Raw genomic sequence first — 19,302 nt, forward strand, 5'->3', positions numbered from 1 at the left:
GTGAATTAAACGTGAATAAACATAACGAGCGTCACATTTTTTATCACATCATTCTGTGAAAGCATGTTTAAGGTGGGTTTTTATTTATTTTGTTTTAATTCAATTGGTTATGCTTTTATTGTTTGTTTTTTATATTATCTCAAATGTGATATTAGTCATGTGTTTGTGAATTTTATTGTGTGAAAATTCACAACAGTCACGAAGATTAACAACATCAGGGGTCATTATGGGAAATTTCGTTAATAAAATTGGCGTGATTGGCCTAGGTTCTATGGGGATGGGGATCGCACAATCTCTTATAAAAAATAACATTCCTACCTATGGATTTGATTTAAACCAAGGTGCATGCAAAAGCCTACTTAACGCAGGCGCAATTGCAGTGGGGCAAAATGCAGCGGAATTTGCCCATGAAATTGATGCTTTGTTGCTGGTGGTGGTTAATGGTCGTCAAGTTGAAGCCATTTTATTTTCGGGTGAACAGCCTTTAGTTGAACAACTACGCCCCGGTACGGTTATTGTGTTGCACAGTACCTTGGCTGCGGAACAAACTAAAAATATCGCTCAGCGCCTTGCCTCATATCAATTACCGCTTGTAGATGCGCCTATTTCAGGTGGCTCAATTAAAGCCGCTGAAGGGAAATTGACTGTAATGGCTTCAGGTGAAGCAGCTCTATTTGAGCAGCTTTCACCCGTATTTAACGCTATTTCTGAGCGCTTATATCGCGTAGGGGATGAAGTCGGCTTAGGTTCAACCGTCAAAACGATTCACCAGTTATTAGCTGGGGTGCATATAGCTGTTGCCGCAGAAAGCATGGCTTTAGCCGCCAAGGCGGGTATTGACCTTGACGTGATGTACGACATTGTTACCCATGCAGCTGGAAATTCATGGATGTTTGAAAACCGTATGCAACATGTCTTAGACGGTGATTATACGCCAAAATCCTCAGTAGATATTTTTGTCAAAGATTTAGGGCTAGTGATGGAAACAGGGAAAGCATTAAATTTCCCGCTGCCACTTGCTTCAACAGCCCATCAAATGTTTATTTCAGCGAGCAATGAAGGCTTTGGTCAGCAGGATGACAGCGCGGTGATCAAAACATTTAAAGGTATTACTTTACCGGAGAAAAAAGCATGACAGTGAAGTTAGGCGTAATAGCGGATGATTTTACCGGTGCGACAGATATTGCAGGCTTTATGGTGCAAAACGGTTGGAAGGTTGTTCAGCTATTGAATGAACCTGATGAAAATACACCAGTACCAGAAGATGTTGATGCGATAGTGATCAGTTTGAAAAGCCGCTCTTGTCCTGTCGATGAAGCTGTTAGTGCATCGACCAATGCGTGCAAGTGGCTGAAGCAAAAAGCGAATTGTCAGCAAATTTTCTTTAAATATTGCTCAACGTTTGATTCAACCGAAAAAGGCAATATTGGCCCCGTTACAGATGCATTAATGGCCCAACTGGGAACAGATTTAGCATTAGTTTGCCCAGCGTTACCTGTGAACGGCAGAACGGTTATTCACGGTCATTTATTTGTGAATGGCCAGCTACTTAATGAAAGTGGCATGCAGCATCACCCTGTAACCCCAATGACCGACGCAAATTTATTGCGTGTGATGGAAAAACAATCAAAAGGTAAAGCAGGTTTAGTCAAACTTGAAGATATTCAAAAAGGCAGTGACGTTGTTAGCCAAAAGCTTGCCGAGTTAGCTCAACAAGGTGTGAGTTACGCGGTCGTTGATAGCTTAACGATGGATGATTTGCTTCCTATCGCACAAGCGGTTAAAGCCATGCCACTGTTAACTGGGGGCTCAGGCCTCGGCGCTGCATTAGCGAATGTGGATAGCCAATGCCCATGGGGCGGCACAACACAACGTGGCGAAAAACCAACAGGTAAAAACAGAAAAACGGTTGTTTTATCGGGGAGTTGCTCGGTAATGACCAACAAACAAGTGCAGGCTTATCAGCAAGTTGCTCCTGCAAAAATGTTGGATGTGGGTGAATGTTTAAATAACTCAGAGTATGCCAAAACATTAGCTGATTGGGTGCAAGCACAGCAACTAACCGGTTTAGCGCCAATGCTTTATGCCACTCAATCACCTGAATTATTGAAACAGACACAAGAAAAATATGGCGCAGCGGAATCAAGTTTCGCGGTCGAGAAGGTATTTGGTGAAGTTGTCGCACTGTTGCAAGCGAAAGGGTATGACACCTTTATTATTGCGGGTGGCGAAACCTCAGGAAAAGTGGTTCAAAGCCTTGGAACAGAACAATTAAGTATTGGTTCACCAATTGCCCCTGGTGTGCCATGGGTACAGGATTTAGCAAGCGGTAACTGGTTGGCGCTGAAATCAGGTAATTTCGGCCAAGAAAATTTCTTCCAGTTTGCACAGGAGATGTTTAATGAGTGATGAAAAGGCGCTGCGCCAAGAGTTAGTCGATTGGGCTAAATCAATGTTTAACCGCGGATACAGTAGTGGTGGTGCAGGAAATATTAGTGCTCGGTTACCTGATGGTTCGATTATTGTGACACCGACAAACTCCAGCTTTGGTGATTTAGACCCTAACAAACTGAGTAAACTCGATGCACAAGGCAATTGGATTGGGGGTGATAAGCCGACAAAAGAAGTTTCTATGCATATGGCGATGTATTTGCAACGCCCTGATTGCCAAGCAGTTGTTCACCTTCACTCACCTTGGTTAACGGCGTTGTCTTGCTTGCCGGGGTTAGATACAAAAAATTGTTTACCTCCCATCACACCTTATTATGTGATGCGAGTGGGGAAATTGCCATTGATTGAATACTTGCCACCGGGGGATGACCGAATTGGTGAGGAAATTGCAAAATTAGCACCGACACATAATGCGGTATTGCTATCAAATCATGGTCCGGTCGTGGGTGGCAAAACGTTAAGACAAGCTTTCTTCAATGCAGAAGAGTTAGAAGATACCGCTCGCTTATATATCACATTACGCCCACATGGCTTTACAACATTAACGCAAGAGCAAGTTGAACAGCTCGAAAGTCGTTATCCACAAAAGTAGCGAGGCGAAAATGGCTAAATTTGCTGCAAATTTAAGCATGATGTTTACCGAAGTGCCTTTTATACAGCGCTTTGAACGTGCTGCAAATGCGGGGTTCAAAGGTGTCGAATACCTCTTCCCTTATGAAGAAGATGCCGATGTCATTGCGGGGGAGCTGAGTAAACACCATCTAACACAAGCTCTGTTTAATATGCCAGCGGGAAATTGGGCACAAGGGGAGCGTGGTATGGCTTCGATCCCAGGTCGTGAGAAAGAATTTGCCGAAGGCGTACAAACGGCCTTGAAATACGCAAAAGCCTTAGGCTGTAAACAAGTTCATGCGATGGCGGGGAAAGTGAATGAAAACTATACACTTGAACAGCAAACTGCATGCTATATCAAAAATATTCAATATGCGGCGGATGTGATGGCTGAGCACGGTATTCGTGTGCTTATCGAACCCATCAATACCCGCGATATGCCCGGATACTTTTTGACGACACAAAAACAAGCTGAAGCATTACTACCTGAAATTGCTCGTGAAAATGTATTTATCCAGTTGGATTTATATCACTGCCAAATTATGGAAGGTGATTTATTGAAAACAATTGAACGTTTATGGGGTAAATTTAGTCACATTCAGATAGCGTCAGTTCCTTATCGTCATGAACCGGATAGCGGTGAAGTCAATTACCCATGGATTTTTAAGCAGTTGGATGAAATGGGGTATGAAGGCTGGTTAGGATGTGAATACCATCCTGCAGGCCGCACCGAAGATGGATTAGGCTGGCTTAAACAAGCAAATTCATAATTAGGAGAACCTATGCTCCCTTCTGAGCGTCGTGATTTTATTTACCGTTACGTGCATGAACATCAAACCGTATCGATCAGTGACTTGGTTGAGCTAATGAATGTCTCTCATATGACAGTGCGACGTGATATTCGGATGTTAGAAGAAGAAGGGAAGGTACTCAGTATTAGTGGTGGCGTTAAGTTAAATGATGTGCTGCGCCAAGAGTTACCTTGGAGTGAAAAAGCGCGGTTACATCATCGCCATAAGCGTGAAATTGGCCAGTTTGCCAGCTCACTAGTTGAAGATGGGCAAGTGGTGTATCTCGATGCGGGAACAACTACCTTTGAGATAGCACGCGTACTCGGCGAGCGTTTCAACTTAACGATTGTCACTAATGATTTTTCGATTATGCAGTACTTAATGAATAAGTCGCAGCTAAACCTATACCACACCGGGGGATTGGTGGATAAACGTAACCATTCTAGTGTAGGAAATACGGCTGCGATGATGCTGAAAACCCTCAATGTTGATATTGCTTTTATCAGCACCAGTTCATGGGATTTGCAGCACGGGGTTTCTACCCCGCATGAGGAAAAGGTTCAGATAAAACAAACGCTATTGGATGTTGCTCGCCGTTGTGTGCTGGTTTCAGACAGTAGTAAGTTCGGCAAATATGGCATGTTTCGTGTTTGCCCATTGAATCAATTGCACGACATCATTTGTGATGACCAATTACCAACTGATGTGGTGCAGCGGATAACAGAACAAAACATAAAACTTCATTTAATCAAGACATAAAACATAAATAATCTTACCTAAAACTGCATAGCCAGTTAAAAGGCTATAGCAAGGAGAATTACAATGAAAGTTATTATTACTGGTGGCGCAGGCTTTCTGGGCCAGCAGCTAGCCGCTGCTTTGCTTAAAAATAGCCAGGGTTTAAAATTTGACCACCTTGTTTTAGCCGATATTCAATGCCCTACATCACCGGTTGAAGATGCCAGAGTCAGTTGCGTCGCGTTAGATTTAACGCAAGCAGGGGCGGCTGATAAACTGATTGATGCACAAACCGATGTGGTTTTCCACCTTGCAGCTATCGTAAGTAGCCATGCTGAAAGTGATTTTGACTTGGGTATGAAGGTTAACTTTGAAGCCACTCGTCAATTATTGGAAGTCGCTCGTGCCAAGAACCCTGCAATCAAATTTATGTTCACCAGCTCCCTCGCTGTGTTTGGTGGTGAGCTACCTGATGTCATCACAGACTTGTGTGTCGTTAACCCACAATCGTCCTATGGTGCTCAAAAAGCCATGTGTGAATTGATGGTCAATGACTATTCACGTAAAGGCTTTGTTGATGGCCGTGTGATGCGTTTACCAACCATTAGTATTCGTCCGGGTGTGCCAAATAAAGCGGCCTCTTCATTCGCAAGTGGCATTATTCGCGAGCCATTAAATGGGGTTGAAAGTGTTTGTCCTGTCTCCCCTGACCTAGCGCTGTGGTTATCTAGCCCTGAAACTGTGATTAACAACTTTATTCATGCGGTCAGTATCCCTGCTGAAAAATTTGGTAAATCACGCACTGTGAACCTGCCAGGTATCACCGTTACCGTCCAAGGTATGATCGATGCTCTACGTGATGTTGCAGGCCAAGAAGCTGTGGATCTTATTCGCTTTGAGCCTGATGAAGCCATTAACCGTATTGTGGCGAGCTGGCCGGGCAAATTTGATATCAGCCGTGCATTGGATCTCGGTTTTCGTGCAGATGGCTCGTTTGGTGATGCGATCCGTTCGTTTATCACCCACCACGGTTCGTCTAAGTAGGAGATAGCCTATGTCCTATATTCCTATTATTGGCCTCGCAGTGGCCATATTTGTCCTGATCTTCTTAGTATTACGAACGCGTGTTCATGCGTTATTAGCAATGCTAATTGCCGCAGCAATCGCAGGTATATCCGGTGGTTTGACCGCAGCAGAGACAGTGACAGTCATTACAAAAGGCTTTGGGTCAACACTCGGTAGCATCGGTATTGTTATCGGACTCGGGGTAATGATGGGAAGGGTGCTGGAAGTTTCAGGTGCTGCTGAACAGATCGCTTATAGCTTTATCAAATGGTTAGGAAAAAAGCGTGAAGAATGGGCGTTGGCAATTACCGGTTATATTGTCAGTATTCCTATCTTCGTTGATTCCGCTTTTGTGATTTTATACCCATTGGCAAAAGCATTAGCCAAAAATGGTAAACGTAGCATACTAACTTTAGGCGTTGCACTCGCTGGTGGGTTAGTGGTGACACACCACACCGTTCCACCAACACCTGGGCCTTTAGGCGTGGCAGGGATCTTTGGTGTCGATGTTGGCGCAATGATCCTGGCAGGAATGAGCCTCGCTATTCCTTGTGTTATCGGTATTGTTCTTTACGCAAAATGGTTAGGGACTAAATACCCTGAATTTATGCCAGATGAAACGGGTAGTGAAGACCTGAAAGAAGTTCACGCTCGTTATATGGAAGAAAAAGCGAATAAACCATTACCAAGCCTGTTCTTATCGCTTTTACCGATTATTACGCCTATTTTGTTAATTTTCATAAATGCAATTAATGGATTAATTCTTAAAACAGAATCTTTCCAAGGTATGGAAAGCAATTGGTATTTCCAAACATTTGAATTTTTAGGCGCACCCATTATTGCATTATCAATTAGTGTGTTGATCTCTGTTTACACATTAATGCCAAAAGCAACGAAAGAAGAAGTCATCGACCGTATGGAAGAAGGCTTACAAGCAGCCGGTATTATTCTGCTTGTTACGGGGGCTGGTGGTGCATTAGGCGCGGTACTGCGCGATAGTGGCACAGGAAACATTCTTGCTGAGCATGTAGCAAATCTGCCAATTACACCTGTATTGATTCCGTTTATCATCGCGACGTTGGTTCGTTTGATTCAAGGTTCGGGTACAGTAGCAATGATTACCGCAGCATCTATTTCTGCACCAATCATTAGCCAAATACCTGATATTAACTTATTGGTCGCAGCGCAAGCGGCAACCATGGGATCTCTGTTCTTCGGTTACTTTAACGACAGCCTGTATTGGGTTGTGAACAGAATGATGGGAATTAAGGACGTTAAACAGCAAATCATTGTTTGGTCTATTCCGACCACCATTGCGTGGGCAATAGGTCTAGTTGGTGTCCTCGTTCTTGATGTAATTCTCTAATATAGCGTTACTATTTTTAGTTCTGCCAAATAATCAAAGCGCCCAGCAATCAGGGGCGCTTTTGTCGTTATATCAAACTTTCATCTATACTGATGACAATGGATTTTAAAGAGAAATAAGATCAATGAATAAATGTGACATAAGTCACTTAATAATGAAATCAAACTTTTATTGTTTTCATTAAAAGTGACATTCATCACTAAAAAATTATGGCTTTATCGCTATATTATAAATAACGATTAATCAGTATTGACTGATTTAATGATGCCATTGTGTAAAGGAGTTTGAAATGTCTGACGTTTTCCACTTAGGTTTAAAGAAAAGTGACTTACAGGGTGCGACCGTAGCGATTGTTCCTGGGGATCCTAACCGTGTTGAAAAAATTGCACGTCTGATGGATAACCCTGTACACCTTGCGTCATTGCGTGAATACACCTCTTGGCGTGGTGAGGTTGACGGAAAAGCCGTCATTGTTTGTTCAACCGGTATCGGTGGCCCATCAACGTCTATTGCAGTCGAAGAACTTGCGCAGCTTGGTATTCGCACTTTCTTACGTATTGGTACAACAGGTGCAATCCAAGAAGATATCAATGTCGGTGATGTTTTAGTGACAACTGGAGCAGTTCGCTTAGACGGTGCTAGCCAACACTTCGCGCCATTAGAATACCCAGCAGTTGCCGATTTTGATTGTACCAATGCGCTTTATGCCGCAGCGAAAGATGCAGGTGCAACCGTTCATGTTGGTGTAACTGCATCATCTGATACCTTCTACCCAGGTCAAGAGCGTTATGATACCTATACTGGCCGTGTGATGCGTCATTTCAGAGGTTCGATGAAAGAGTGGCAAGACATGGGCGTGATGAACTACGAAATGGAATCAGCCACATTGCTGACTATGTGTTCTAGTAGTAAAGGGTTACGTGCTGGTATGGTTGCGGGTGTTATCGTAAATCGTACCCAACAAGAAATTCCAAATGAAGCGTTACTGAAGAAAACTGAAGGTAACGTATTAAGTATTGTGGTTGAAGCTGCACGCCGCTTACTGTAGTCCGTGATTTACTGGCCCGTTTACTTGACTTTCACTCGGTTGTGGACAAAAAGTAAGCGGGCTTAGTCCTTTTACATACCTCTTATTTCTCTTTATTTCCTTTATAAATGTTACAATTGTTAATCAATTTACAGGAAATATTCTGATCCTCTTATTCGCTAGATCTGTTATTGTCATAAAAACAATTATCAATATTATGTGCCCTTAAATTGTTCAGGTTACATTTGTTTTATTGCTAACTGGAATGAAAGCTGTAGGGCGAAAAGGAATTATTATGTCAACAACACCTTATCTTCATCCTTCTGTTTTGCCTTTAAAAGGCGGTATTAACTTCCGCGATCTTGGTGGTAAAAAACTCGCTAATGGTGGGAAGATCAAGCCTAGAGTCCTGTTTCGTTCCGGTGCGTTAGACCGATTAACTCAAGAGGACGAAGCTGTTCTACGTTCACAAAATCTTTTCCAAATCATTGATTATCGTGATGAAGCTGAAATCTTAGATAAGCCTGATGTCATTTGGCAAGGCGCACATTATGTGCATGCACCAGCAAATCCGTTAGCAAAAGAGGTCACAGCAAATTTAGATAAACTTACGCCAGAAATATTGGAACAATTTGACCCGCAAGCTTTTATGTTCCGTTTATATGAATTATTACCACTGAACAATCCTGCTTATTACCAATTGGTCAATTTACTCAAACAGCCAGAAAAAGGTGGTATCGTACAACACTGTGCGGTAGGAAAAGACCGTACAGGCGTCGGGTCCGCATTAGTATTATTTGCTTTAGGTGCAGATTTAGACACTGTAATGGAAGATTACTTACTGACTAATGAAACACTTGCACCATACCGCAAGCATTTACTCGAAGAGCATGCAAAAACGATGGACGAAAGCATTGTGAAAAAATTTGAGTATGTCTATTCGGTACGTGAAGACTTTTTAAGAACGGCTCTAAACAGTATTGAAAGCCATTATGGCAATGTTGACCAATGGCTAGAAAAAGATTTTGGCTTAGGAAGGCAACAACGAGAAGCACTGCAGAGTCAGTTTTTGGACTAAGTTTCACTAACTGTAAGATGAGTTGTGGATAATCCATTTTTCCGTATCCACAACTTAGTTTTTCTAAAAGTGTTTCTGCTTTGTTTAATCTTGATTTACCACTTTTTCGCTACAGTATTCTGATTATTCCCTAATGAAAGGAACTGACCGTGACACTCAATGAAATTGTCACCATAGTGACGGACTTTACACGCGAACATGAAGTATGGGCGCTTCCTATTATTTTCTTTTTGGCGTTTGGGGAATCTTTGGCATTTTTGTCACTCCTGTTACCAGCAACGGTTATTTTACTCGCGCTTGGCGCTTTAATTGGTGAAAGTAATATTACTTTCTGGCCAATATGGTTAGCAGCAGCTCTCGGTGCTTTCTTTGGGGACTGGCTCTCTTATTGGATTGGTTATCATTACAAAGAAAATGTACGCCATATGTGGCCGATTTCTCGTAACCCACAAATGATTGATAAAGGGCAGCGTTTCTTTGACCGATGGGGTATTTGGGGAATTTTCTTTGGGCGCTTCTTCGGGCCGTTACGAGCTATTGTTCCCTTGGTTGCAGGGATTTGCGCCATGCCACAACGGCATTTCCAACTTGCGAATATTGCTTCTGCGATGATTTGGGCATTTGGTATTTTAGCGCCGGGAGCGCTCGGCCTGAAATGGTTCGCAAGTTGGATAGGCTAAGCTTGCGAAGTGCTTCGCAAAATTTTCTTCGATGGCTAAATTACCTCTGGACACTTATACAGTATCCCATTACCTTACACTAGACTTTGTAAAGTAAGGATTTAACCGTGGATACCTCTCTTTTATATGCTGTTATTGGTGCGTTGAGTGGCGTTTTAGTTGGTGGTTTAGCCGCTTGGTTCTCTATTGCCCAAAAAATTGCGCAAAAAGATCAGGAACTACAACAACTCAACCGCCAACTTGCTGCAAGTGACGAAAAAAACATCCACCTTGCGCAATGGAAAGAAGAGTATGACAGGCTAGATCAAGAATTGCGCACTCAAAGGGATATTAACCGAGAACAAGAAGCGGAGCTTCGCGAAGTTATCACTCGTTTTGAACAGAACCAGCTAGCCAACGAAGAAAAACAGCGAATTTTACAAAATAGCGAACAACGGCTGACAGCACAATTCGAAAACTTAGCAAATCGTATTTTTGAACAAAATGAGCGTCGTGCATCAGAGCAACAACAAAAAAGCCTATTGGCGATGCTGTCACCTTTTCGTGAGCAATTAGAAGGTTTTCGTCAGCAAGTTCAGCAAAGTTTTGGTGAAGAAGCGAAAGAACGCCACACTTTAGCCTATGAAATTCGGCAATTACAGCAGCTCAATAATCAAATGACCAAAGAAGCGGTTAACCTGACACGAGCCTTGAAAGGGGATAACAAAATTCAAGGAAACTGGGGGGAAACTATTCTTACCAGGATCCTCGAAGTCTCAGGTTTACGTGAAGGAAGTGAGTTTGAAACCCAAGTTAGCATCAATACAAGTTATAATAGCCGCTATCAACCGGATGTGATTATCCATCTTCCTGAAGGGAAAGATGTGGTTGTTGATGCCAAAATGTCGTTGGTTTCCTATGAACAGTACTTCAATAGCGAAGATCCACATGAACAGCAACAGGCGTTAAAAAACCATGTGGCATCTATCCGCAATCACATGCGTATGCTAAGCCGCAAGGATTACCATCAGTTACCGGGAATTCGTTCATTAGATTACGTTTTAATGTTTATCCCTATTGAACCTGCGTATTTACTGGCTTTGAAAGAAGCACCTGAGTTACTTGATGAAGGAATTAAACAGAATATTATGTTAGTTTGTCCTTCGACATTGTTAGTGGCGGTGAGGACAATTAATAATATTTGGCGGTATGAACGCCAAGGGCAAAATGCCCAGGAGATAGCAAATAGAGCAGCGAAAATGTATGACAAGCTGCGCTTGTTTGTGGATGATATGCAGGTTTTAGGCACCAGTCTTGATAAAGCAAATAATACTTACCTATCGGCAATGAAACGCCTTGCCGAAGGGCGTGGAAATTTAATTAGCCAGGCGGAAAGTTTTAAAGAGCTTGGGGTCGAAATTAAACAACCTATCCAGCCCCAATTGGTTGAGCGATCAGATACGTCTAATTGTGCGGAATCTTAGACTTCTGATAGGGTTTTGGCCCAAAGACTGTTACACTTCCTACAAAAGTTTGAATGATAAGCAGGCATAAGAGAAATGACTGAACCAACTAAAGAAACCATTGATTTCGGTTTCCGTACTGTCGGCAAAGAAGATAAAGCTGGCCTAGTAGCGAATGTTTTTCACTCAGTAGCATCAAAATATGACTTAATGAATGATTTGATGTCATTCGGTATCCATCGTATTTGGAAGCGTTTTACCATTGAAGCGAGTGGGGTACGTCGTAATCAACGAGTACTTGACCTTGCAGGTGGAACGGGTGACTTAACCGCTAAATTTTCACGTTTAGTCGGTGAAAAAGGTGAGGTCATACTCGCAGATATTAATGATTCAATGCTAAAAATGGGGCGTGAGAAATTACGTGACCTAGGCATTGTTGGTAATGTTAATTATGTACAAGCCAATGCAGAAGAACTGCCATTCCCTGATAACTATTTTGATTGCATTACTATCTCTTTTGGTTTGCGTAATGTCACCGATAAAGACAAAGCGCTACGCTCTATGTTCCGAGTGTTAAAGCCGGGTGGGCGCTTATTGGTGTTAGAGTTCTCTAAGCCAATTATTGAGCCACTGAATAAAGCTTATGATGCCTATTCATTCCATATACTCCCTCGTATTGGTCAGGCGATCGTTAATGATCCCGATAGCTATCGCTATTTAGCTGAGTCAATCCGTATGCATCCAAACCAAGAAACACTAAAAGGTATGATGGAAAATGCAGGGTTTGAACAGGTGACGTACACTAATATGACAGGTGGAATTGTCGCATTGCATAAAGGGTTTAAATTCTAAGATGGAAGCACCATCAACACATACCGAAAATCAAAATACAGTTTTGTATTCTTTGATAACAGCATTGATGGAAACCTCTCTTAACCACATGTTGTTTAAAGAAAAAGTTCTACAGCCAGCTAGAATGCGCTTGGCCGGCAAGGTTATGGCTATTGAACTTAAAGAACTGAATAAAACGTTAACACTCGTTTTTGCTGAAAATCATGTTGATGTGTTAAGCCAGTGGGTTGAGCCTGCGGACTGTACCATTAAAACATCCATCTTTACGCTAGTTAAATTGAAAGACAAACAGCAATTATCTCAACTTATCAATCGTGGTGATATCGTGATTGAAGGGGATATGCAAATTGTACAGCACTGGTCTTCTTTACTTGACTTAGCAATTTGGAATCCTGCTCATTATCTATCACCTTACATTGGTGATGTTGCGGCAGAAGGTCTTAGCAAGTTCCTGAATAAAGGTGCTTGTCTTGCATCTCATTTAGTAAAACGGCAAAAAACGTATATCAAAGACGCAATAATTGAAGAATGGAAGATGGCGCCTAGCCAGCTTGAACTTGCTCATTTTAGTGATGAAGTTGAGCAAGTAGAAAATTCAATGAGTGCACTTGAGCAACGTTTAAGCCAGTTGGAGGAGAAGAATGACACCCGGTGAAATAAAACGACTTTACTTCATTATTCGGGTTTTTCTCTCTTACGGATTAGATGAGTTAATCCCCAAAACTAAACTAACGTTACCATTAAGAATAGGTCGCTTAGGTTTCTTTTGGATTAAAAATAAGCATAAAGACAAAACATTGGGCGAAAGACTTCGTCTCGCCCTTCAAGAACTCGGGCCAGTTTGGATCAAATTTGGCCAAATGCTATCGACTCGCCGAGATCTTTTCCCACCTGCAATCGCAGATCAATTGTCATTATTACAAGACAAAGTGGCAAGTTTTGATGGCAAACTGGCACGAGGCTATATTGAGGAATCTCTCGAAGGGCCTTTAGAACAGTGGTTTGATGACTTCGATGAACAAGCTTTAGCTTCTGCGTCTATTGCTCAGGTGCATACCGCAACGTTAAAAGAAAATGGTAAAGATGTTGTCATCAAGGTTATTCGTCCTGATATTCTGCCAATTATTAAAGCTGATATTAAGTTAATGTATCGTATTGCAAATTGGGTTCCTTTGCTGCCAGATGGGCGGCGATTAAGACCCAAAGAAGTCGTGCGTGAATACGAAAAAACCTTGATCGATGAGCTGAATTTGCTCCGTGAATCGGCAAATGCCATTCAGCTTCGTCGTAACTTTGAAAATAGCGCCATGCTGTATATACCAGAGGTATATCCAGATTATTGCCGTGAAAACGTGATGGTGATGGAGCGTATCTACGGGATCCCAGTTTCCGATATTACTGCGCTTAAAGCGCAGGGAACGAATATGAAACTGCTGGCAGAGCGTGGTGTTAAGGTCTTCTTTACACAGGTTTTCCGCGACAGCTTTTTCCATGCTGATATGCATCCAGGAAATATCTTTGTTAGTTACGATCATCCAGAGGACCCTAAATACATAGGGATAGACTGTGGGATAGTCGGCTCATTAAACAAAGAAGATAAGCGTTATTTGGCAGAAAACTTCATTGCTTTTTTTAATCGTGATTATCGTAAGGTAGCAGAACTGCACGTTGACTCCGGCTGGGTTCCTTCAGACACAAATGTGGAAGACTTTGAGTTTGCTATCCGTACCGTATGTGAGCCTATTTTTGAAAAACCATTAGCTGAAATTTCGTTTGGGCAAGTATTATTGAATTTATTTAATACAGCACGTCGTTTCAACATGGAAGTTCAACCACAGTTGGTATTATTACAAAAAACATTATTGTATGTAGAAGGCCTAGGACGGCAGCTTTACCCACAGCTTGATCTCTGGAAAACCGCAAAACCATTTCTAGAGGACTGGGTTCATAGCCAAGTAGGGATACCTGCAATTACTCAGGCATTAAAAGAAAAAGCACCTTATTGGGCAGAAAAAATGCCTGAAATACCGGATTTAATTTATGGTGCATTACGGCAGCATAAGTACTTACAATCAAATATCGATCAACTAACTCAACAACTGAAAAGTCAGCGTAATAAGCAGCGTAAATCTCAGTACCTTTTAGGTATCGGTGCTACATTTATTCTCTGTGGGACTCTATTCCTCATTTCTAATCTCACACCGTTTGGAATTGTATTTATGGTGGCAGGTGCACTGTCTTGGTTGTTTGGTTGGTGTAAAACCGGCGGAAATTAAGTAAACTTTGTTTTGCGACAAGTTTATAAGGCTGTGAACATTTCCGTATTTTGTGTTGGTTGTATATAATAGATCTAATAACAATTGATCCCAAAACTATATAGAGGTATTAACAATGGAATCAACTATTGCAATGGCTGCTTTCGGTAGTCCTTGGCAACTCATTATCATTGCTTTACTTATTATTTTAATTTTCGGCACCAAAAAATTGCGTTCTTTAGGCTCAGATTTGGGTGAGTCACTCAAAGGCTTTAAAAAAGCAATGAGTGATGACGAAAAAGCAAAAGCAGAACAAGAAAAGCAAGATGCTGACTTCGCACCTAAAAATATTACTGAACAACAGGCTGCTGAAAAGAAAGAAAGCCCAGTTGAGAGCAAAAACAAAGAGCAGGGTTAAACCGTGTTTGACATAGGTTTTAGTGAACTGTTGCTTATTGCAGTTATTGGTCTCGTTGTATTAGGCCCTGAGCGGTTACCAGTGGCAGTGAGAACTGTCGCTGGGTGGATCCGTGCGATGCGCTCTATGGCTGCAAATGTACAAAACGAGTTATCGCAAGAGTTAAAGCTGCAGGAGCTGCAAGAAACGCTGAAAAAGGTGGAAGAAAAAGCTAATTTAGAAGCGCTTTCTCCTGAACTTAAGCAGTCAATGGAAGAACTGCGTACAGCGGCACAATCGCTTAAAAGCGATTACCAAGCGACAACCAATGATATTGAAACAGAGTTAAACAAAGCAAAAGAGATCACTGACAGTTACGATAGTGCTGTAAAGGAAGCGAAAGATAATACTCAGCAGTCACCTGAAGAGTCTGATCCAAACCCAGAGCATGCTGCTAAAATGGCGGCTGTTGTTGAGGATGAAAAGCCAGAAGATTCAGTTGCCGTGAAAACAGTAGAATCACTCGATGCTAAAGTAAAAAACTCTAATCAAACTGAAAGTGAAAAATAACACATGGCTGTAAATGATACACAACCACTTATTAGCCACCTCATTGAACTTCGCAAACGGCTGTTAAACTGTTTAATTACAGTTTTAATTGTTTTTGCTGCGCTTGCTTATTTTTCAAATGATATCTATCGGCTGGTAGCAGCCCCTTTGATTGATAAGCTACCAGTAGGTTCGCAAATGAGTGCGACAGATGTGGCGTCAACATTCTTTACCCCAATTAAATTGACAATGATGGTTTCGGTTTTTGTATCGATACCGGTTATTCTCTATCAAATTTGGGCTTTTATTGCACCTGCCTTATACAAGCATGAACGCAAACTCATGTTGCCTTTGCTTGTTTCAAGTAGTTTCTTGTTTTATTTGGGAATGGCATTTGCCTACTTCGTTGTTTTTCCGCTCGCATTTGGTTTCTTTGTTAAAACGACCCCAGATAGCGTTAACTTTATTCCCGATATCAGTAAATATCTTAGTTTCGTCATGACATTATTCATGGCTTTTGGTGCGGCATTTGAAGTACCTATTGCAATTATTTTACTGTGTTGGACAGGCGTGACTACACCCGAATCTCTGAAACGTAAACGTCCTTATATTTTAGTTGGGGCATTTATCGTTGGGATGTTTTTAACGCCGCCAGATGTACTCTCTCAAACTTTGCTTGCTGTTCCAATGTATTTGCTTTTCGAGCTCGGAGTTTTACTATCCAATTTCTATGTTGGTAAAGGTAGAAACCGGCAAGAAGGGGCAGAGGAAGAAGAAAAAGAAGAGTCTTGATTTGCATTAAATTATCTTTAATTTGCAATGCAAAAAGGTGAAAAGCCCTTTAAGAAGGGCTTTTGATTGCTTAAAGCGTTCAATCTGTATTTTTTTTAAATTGCGTATTATCAACCACTTTAGGTACACTTTTATTTAAAATATTCAGTAAAAGAATAGAACGATACTCTCCATTAGGCTCATCAAAAATAGCTTGTACTCCCGCGAAAATACCTTCGGTAATTGTCACTTGGTCGCCATGTTTTGGTATATCTGGTGCGACGGAATAACTAACGGGGGTTTGTTGTAATAGCTCAATAATTTCTTCGGGGACTTCCGTCGGAAATTGGCCAAAACGAATAAAATGGCTAACCCCTCTTGTTGATTGGATAGTTGTCGTATGAATTTCATTATGATCAAATTTCACAAATAAGTAGTTTGGAAACAGGGCTTCTTGCACTGTCACCCTTTTCCCTCTAACCACCTTTTCCATTTCAGTCATGGGCGTCATACAAACAACATTCTGTCGGTTTAAATGCTCCATAGCCCGTTCAATTTGGCCGCGTTTGCAATAAAGCAAATACCATTTTTCCATTTTTTTGAATTCCATCTGACAAAACTATGTTTATGATAACAAATTACGACATAACAATGTGACTAATGAAGAACAGAACCATATTATTGATATGCTTAGGTCTATATTAACCGAATATAGTCTTATGATAACTGTAATGCAAAAACCAAATCAGTAGGAGACATAATGGATATCTTTTTGTTGAGTAACGGTAAGCTACCAGGCAACCCGGTATGGCTCAGCTACGCCTTACCTCGAATCAAAGAAATGATTGTTCGTAAGAACATAAAGTCAGCAGTTTTGGTTCCGTATGCAGTTCTTCGCGGTTCACATGACGAAAGAGCAGAACAGCTTTCAGATGCGTTGGGAATAAAAGTTACGTCTATTGAGCACTTTTCTAGTCCTGTGGAAGCGATTGAGCAGGCAGAATGTATTCTTGTGAGTGGTGGTAACACTTGGTGGTTGAATAAATGCCTACATGAGAACGGGTTGATAGTTGCGATTCAACGTGCGGTTCGTGAGCGTGGTGTGCCATATATCGGCTGGAGTGCAGGATGCAATGTAGCGACTCCAAGTATCCGTACTACGAATGATATGCCTGTTAGTAATGCTGCAATTATGCCATCTCTGGGGCTATTTCCATTACAAATTAACCCTCATTATATTGATGCTCATATTTCTGGTCATATGGGCGAAACTCGTGATGAACGATTACAAGAATTTTGTGTGATTAATCCTCATGAAGTTGTTGTTGCGCTCAGGGAAGGAAGTGGGTTACAAATTAAAGATAATGAACTTCATTATTTCAGCGGAAAAGATGAAGGTTTTAAACTATTTCAGCATAATAAAACATTCTCAGAACAATTTGATACTTTACTATTAGAAAAATTAGTCCCTTTTGATTGCCAGTAAAATGGTATACTAAACCAGAAAAAGATTGATTTTAAAGTATTTTATACCCTAAATAATTTGAGCTACAGGAAGGCGACAAGGGAAGATAGGCGAAGAGCATAGATAAACTATGTGACTCGGCTAGGCTAGCTGAGCGTAGTCACTTATACTTCAACGAAAAGCGCTGTAACTTGAAGGATTAAGGGTATAGACAGTAACTTGTAACCTTGGCCGGACGTCTTATAATGGGACTCCCTCTGTAACAGTAAAAGAAGATAATGAAATACCGTGACCTTAGAGATTTCATCTCGCAACTTGAGAAACAAGGCGAGCTAAAACGCATTACAATGGAAGTCGACCCCTATTTGGAAATGACTGAAATTGCAGATCGCACACTAAGAGCAGGGGGACCGGCCCTATTATTTGAAAATCCCAAAGGCTATAACATGCCAGTCTTGTGTAACCTTTTCGGAACAACTAAACGTGTTGCAATGGGGATGGGGCAAGAAGACATAAAAGCATTACATGATGTAGGCAAATTACTCGCTTTTCTGAAAGAGCCCGATCCTCCGAAAGGCTTTCGTGACCTTTTCGATAAACTACCAAAATTCAAGCAAGTGCTAAATATGCCTGCAAAACGGCTAAGCTCTGCGCCTTGTCAGGAACAAATTTGGGCTGGTGAAGACGTTGATCTTACAAAAATCCCAGTTATGCATTGTTGGCCTGAAGATGCCGCTCCTTTAATTACATGGGGGCTGACAGTGACTAAAGGCCCACATAAAGAAAGGCAAAACTTAGGTATTTATCGTCAGCAAGTTCTTGGAAAAAACAAAGTTATTATGCGTTGGTTGTCTCATCGCGGTGGCGCTCTGGATTTTCAAGAATGGTGCCAAGCGCATCCCGGTGAAAAATTTCCTGTTGCAGTCGCCCTGGGTGCAGACCCAGCAACCATTTTAGGCGCGGTAACACCGGTCCCTGACACATTGTCAGAATATGCTTTTGCGGGGTTATTACGTGGTAATAAAACCGAGGTTGTTAAATGCATATCGAATGACCTTGAAGTTCCCGCTGGCGCTGAAATTATTTTAGAAGGGTATATTGAGCCAGGTGAAATGGCTCCCGAAGGTCCTTATGGTGACCATACCGGTTATTATAATGAAATAGACAGTTTCCCGGTATTTACTGTGACTCATGTGACTCAGCGTCGTGATGCAATTTATCATTCAACTTATACGGGAAGGCCACCAGATGAGCCCGCAGTATTAGGGGAGGCGTTAAACGAAGTCCTTGTTCCCATTCTTCAAAAACAATTTCCTGAAATTGTTGATTTTTATCTTCCTCCTGAAGGGTGCTCGTATCGTCTTGCCGTTGTGACAATGAAAAAACAATATGCAGGACATGCCAAAAGGGTCATGATGGGGGTCTGGTCATACCTGCGCCAATTCATGTACACTAAGTTTGTTATTGTTTGTGATGACGATATTAATGCACGGGACTGGAAAGATGTTATCTGGGCAATTACAACTCGGATGGACCCTGCTCGTGATACCGTGATGATGGAAAACACACCAATAGATTATCTCGACTTCGCTTCCCCTGTGTCTGGGCTGGGTTCAAAAATGGGGCTTGATGCCACCAATAAATGGCCGGGTGAGACAGATCGTGAATGGGGGCGTCCTATCGTAATGACAGAGAGCGTTAAATCTCGCATTGATGATATTTGGGAACAATTAAATATTTTTGACAAAAAATAAGAGGGAAAC

At 41.7% G+C, this 19,302-nt stretch carries 20 protein-coding genes; 19 read left to right on the plus strand and 1 reads right to left on the minus strand.

Translation table 11 applies throughout. The features are described 5' to 3' along the window. Nucleotides 1-226 precede the first annotated feature (226 nt). The 17 genes from ltnD (at nucleotide 227) to tatC (ending at nucleotide 16,095) form a co-directional block, all read left to right on the plus strand. Complete coding sequence (ltnD, locus tag PZ638_RS02655; RefSeq protein ID WP_180312349.1) at nucleotides 227-1,135, plus strand: L-threonate dehydrogenase; 909 nt, start codon at nucleotides 227-229, stop codon at nucleotides 1,133-1,135. Continuing rightward, nucleotides 1,132-2,409, plus strand: a complete 1,278-nt coding sequence (gene otnK / locus PZ638_RS02660) for a 3-oxo-tetronate kinase (protein ID WP_165880101.1) — start codon at nucleotides 1,132-1,134, stop codon at nucleotides 2,407-2,409. The genes ltnD and otnK overlap by 4 nt, the downstream gene beginning before the upstream one ends. After that, nucleotides 2,402-3,043: a 3-oxo-tetronate 4-phosphate decarboxylase gene (gene otnC / locus PZ638_RS02665; protein WP_004260842.1), complete on the plus strand. Its 642-nt coding sequence runs from the start codon at nucleotides 2,402-2,404 to the stop codon at nucleotides 3,041-3,043. Before otnK ends, otnC begins: the two co-directional genes overlap by 8 nt. Nucleotides 3,044-3,053: 10 nt before the next feature. Then, nucleotides 3,054-3,833: a 2-oxo-tetronate isomerase gene (gene otnI / locus PZ638_RS02670; protein WP_004260839.1), complete on the plus strand. Its 780-nt coding sequence runs from the start codon at nucleotides 3,054-3,056 to the stop codon at nucleotides 3,831-3,833. 12 nt (nucleotides 3,834-3,845) lie between these two features. Then, on the plus strand, nucleotides 3,846-4,613 hold the full coding sequence (locus tag PZ638_RS02675; protein WP_004260836.1) for a DeoR/GlpR family DNA-binding transcription regulator: 768 nt from the start codon (nucleotides 3,846-3,848) through the stop codon (nucleotides 4,611-4,613). Nucleotides 4,614-4,676: 63 nt separating this feature from the next. Next, a complete protein-coding gene (denD, locus tag PZ638_RS02680; protein WP_004260834.1) occupies nucleotides 4,677-5,636 on the plus strand; it encodes a D-erythronate dehydrogenase in 960 nt (319 codons plus the stop codon). Between the two features lie 10 nt (nucleotides 5,637-5,646). Then, nucleotides 5,647-7,023 carry a GntP family permease gene (locus PZ638_RS02685; RefSeq protein ID WP_094961394.1) on the plus strand — a complete coding sequence of 459 codons (1,377 nt, stop codon included), beginning with the start codon at nucleotides 5,647-5,649 and terminating at the stop codon, nucleotides 7,021-7,023. Between the two features lie 289 nt (nucleotides 7,024-7,312). Further along, on the plus strand, nucleotides 7,313-8,071 hold the full coding sequence (gene udp, locus PZ638_RS02690) for a uridine phosphorylase (protein WP_004260826.1): 759 nt from the start codon (nucleotides 7,313-7,315) through the stop codon (nucleotides 8,069-8,071). Nucleotides 8,072-8,345: 274 nt separating this feature from the next. Further along, nucleotides 8,346-9,128: a tyrosine-protein phosphatase gene (locus PZ638_RS02695; protein ID WP_272674491.1), complete on the plus strand. Its 783-nt coding sequence runs from the start codon at nucleotides 8,346-8,348 to the stop codon at nucleotides 9,126-9,128. Between the two features lie 149 nt (nucleotides 9,129-9,277). Further along, nucleotides 9,278-9,808 carry a DedA family protein gene (locus PZ638_RS02700; RefSeq protein ID WP_004260821.1) on the plus strand — a complete coding sequence of 177 codons (531 nt, stop codon included), beginning with the start codon at nucleotides 9,278-9,280 and terminating at the stop codon, nucleotides 9,806-9,808. 107 nt (nucleotides 9,809-9,915) lie between these two features. Continuing rightward, nucleotides 9,916-11,271 carry a DNA recombination protein RmuC gene (rmuC, locus tag PZ638_RS02705; RefSeq protein WP_096865126.1) on the plus strand — a complete coding sequence of 452 codons (1,356 nt, stop codon included), beginning with the start codon at nucleotides 9,916-9,918 and terminating at the stop codon, nucleotides 11,269-11,271. A gap of 75 nt (nucleotides 11,272-11,346) precedes the next feature. Continuing rightward, nucleotides 11,347-12,102: a bifunctional demethylmenaquinone methyltransferase/2-methoxy-6-polyprenyl-1,4-benzoquinol methylase UbiE gene (gene ubiE / locus PZ638_RS02710; RefSeq protein WP_004260818.1), complete on the plus strand. Its 756-nt coding sequence runs from the start codon at nucleotides 11,347-11,349 to the stop codon at nucleotides 12,100-12,102. A 1-nt stretch (nucleotide 12,103) separates the two neighbouring features. Next, nucleotides 12,104-12,757 carry a ubiquinone biosynthesis accessory factor UbiJ gene (locus PZ638_RS02715; RefSeq protein WP_094961391.1) on the plus strand — a complete coding sequence of 218 codons (654 nt, stop codon included), beginning with the start codon at nucleotides 12,104-12,106 and terminating at the stop codon, nucleotides 12,755-12,757. Beyond that, the gene (gene ubiB, locus PZ638_RS02720; RefSeq protein ID WP_004260814.1) at nucleotides 12,744-14,378 is read left to right on the plus strand and encodes a ubiquinone biosynthesis regulatory protein kinase UbiB; all 1,635 of its coding nucleotides are present in this window, start codon (nucleotides 12,744-12,746) and stop codon (nucleotides 14,376-14,378) included. Before PZ638_RS02715 ends, ubiB begins: the two co-directional genes overlap by 14 nt. Nucleotides 14,379-14,493: 115 nt before the next feature. After that, nucleotides 14,494-14,775 carry a twin-arginine translocase TatA/TatE family subunit gene (gene tatA / locus PZ638_RS02725; RefSeq protein WP_096865125.1) on the plus strand — a complete coding sequence of 94 codons (282 nt, stop codon included), beginning with the start codon at nucleotides 14,494-14,496 and terminating at the stop codon, nucleotides 14,773-14,775. Nucleotides 14,776-14,778: 3 nt separating this feature from the next. After that, nucleotides 14,779-15,324 carry a Sec-independent protein translocase protein TatB gene (tatB, locus tag PZ638_RS02730; RefSeq protein ID WP_094961390.1) on the plus strand — a complete coding sequence of 182 codons (546 nt, stop codon included), beginning with the start codon at nucleotides 14,779-14,781 and terminating at the stop codon, nucleotides 15,322-15,324. Between the two features lie 3 nt (nucleotides 15,325-15,327). Beyond that, complete coding sequence (gene tatC / locus PZ638_RS02735) at nucleotides 15,328-16,095, plus strand: Sec-independent protein translocase subunit TatC (protein WP_004260806.1); 768 nt, start codon at nucleotides 15,328-15,330, stop codon at nucleotides 16,093-16,095. A gap of 79 nt (nucleotides 16,096-16,174) precedes the next feature. Here tatC and rfaH read toward each other — a convergent pair whose 3' ends face one another. Then, entirely contained in the window at nucleotides 16,175-16,669 is a 495-nt protein-coding gene (gene rfaH, locus PZ638_RS02740; RefSeq protein WP_036958310.1) for a transcription/translation regulatory transformer protein RfaH, read from the minus strand. Between the two features lie 165 nt (nucleotides 16,670-16,834). Between rfaH and pepE the strand changes: the two genes are divergently transcribed. Together pepE and ubiD are read left to right on the plus strand one after the other, a co-directional pair. Further along, nucleotides 16,835-17,560, plus strand: coding sequence for a dipeptidase PepE (gene pepE, locus PZ638_RS02745; protein ID WP_144139506.1), 726 nt, complete (start codon nucleotides 16,835-16,837; stop codon nucleotides 17,558-17,560). Nucleotides 17,561-17,817: 257 nt separating this feature from the next. Further along, entirely contained in the window at nucleotides 17,818-19,293 is a 1,476-nt protein-coding gene (gene ubiD / locus PZ638_RS02750; RefSeq protein WP_004260801.1) for a 4-hydroxy-3-polyprenylbenzoate decarboxylase, read from the plus strand. Nucleotides 19,294-19,302: the final 9 nt, after the last annotated feature.

Source organism: Providencia hangzhouensis (assembly GCF_029193595.2).
Taxonomy (GTDB): domain Bacteria; phylum Pseudomonadota; class Gammaproteobacteria; order Enterobacterales; family Enterobacteriaceae; genus Providencia; species Providencia hangzhouensis.

Excerpts from the sequence above, each read along its gene's own strand:
- ltnD (WP_180312349.1), top strand. The coding sequence starts at position 227 with ATGGGAAATTTCGTTAATAAAATTGGCGTGATTGGCCTAGGTTCTATG.
- otnK (WP_165880101.1), top strand. The coding sequence starts at position 1,132 with ATGACAGTGAAGTTAGGCGTAATAGCGGATGATTTTACCGGTGCGACA.
- otnC (WP_004260842.1), top strand. The coding sequence starts at position 2,402 with ATGAGTGATGAAAAGGCGCTGCGCCAAGAGTTAGTCGATTGGGCTAAA.
- otnI (WP_004260839.1), top strand. The coding sequence starts at position 3,054 with ATGGCTAAATTTGCTGCAAATTTAAGCATGATGTTTACCGAAGTGCCT.
- PZ638_RS02675 (WP_004260836.1), top strand. The coding sequence starts at position 3,846 with ATGCTCCCTTCTGAGCGTCGTGATTTTATTTACCGTTACGTGCATGAA.
- denD (WP_004260834.1), top strand. The coding sequence starts at position 4,677 with ATGAAAGTTATTATTACTGGTGGCGCAGGCTTTCTGGGCCAGCAGCTA.
- PZ638_RS02685 (WP_094961394.1), top strand. The coding sequence starts at position 5,647 with ATGTCCTATATTCCTATTATTGGCCTCGCAGTGGCCATATTTGTCCTG.
- udp (WP_004260826.1), top strand. The coding sequence starts at position 7,313 with ATGTCTGACGTTTTCCACTTAGGTTTAAAGAAAAGTGACTTACAGGGT.
- PZ638_RS02695 (WP_272674491.1), top strand. The coding sequence starts at position 8,346 with ATGTCAACAACACCTTATCTTCATCCTTCTGTTTTGCCTTTAAAAGGC.
- ubiE (WP_004260818.1), top strand. The coding sequence starts at position 11,347 with ATGACTGAACCAACTAAAGAAACCATTGATTTCGGTTTCCGTACTGTC.
- PZ638_RS02715 (WP_094961391.1), top strand. The coding sequence starts at position 12,104 with ATGGAAGCACCATCAACACATACCGAAAATCAAAATACAGTTTTGTAT.
- ubiB (WP_004260814.1), top strand. The coding sequence starts at position 12,744 with ATGACACCCGGTGAAATAAAACGACTTTACTTCATTATTCGGGTTTTT.
- tatA (WP_096865125.1), top strand. The coding sequence starts at position 14,494 with ATGGAATCAACTATTGCAATGGCTGCTTTCGGTAGTCCTTGGCAACTC.
- tatC (WP_004260806.1), top strand. The coding sequence starts at position 15,328 with ATGGCTGTAAATGATACACAACCACTTATTAGCCACCTCATTGAACTT.
- rfaH (WP_036958310.1), bottom strand. The coding sequence starts at position 16,669 with ATGGAAAAATGGTATTTGCTTTATTGCAAACGCGGCCAAATTGAACGG.
- pepE (WP_144139506.1), top strand. The coding sequence starts at position 16,835 with ATGGATATCTTTTTGTTGAGTAACGGTAAGCTACCAGGCAACCCGGTA.
- ubiD (WP_004260801.1), top strand. The coding sequence starts at position 17,818 with ATGAAATACCGTGACCTTAGAGATTTCATCTCGCAACTTGAGAAACAA.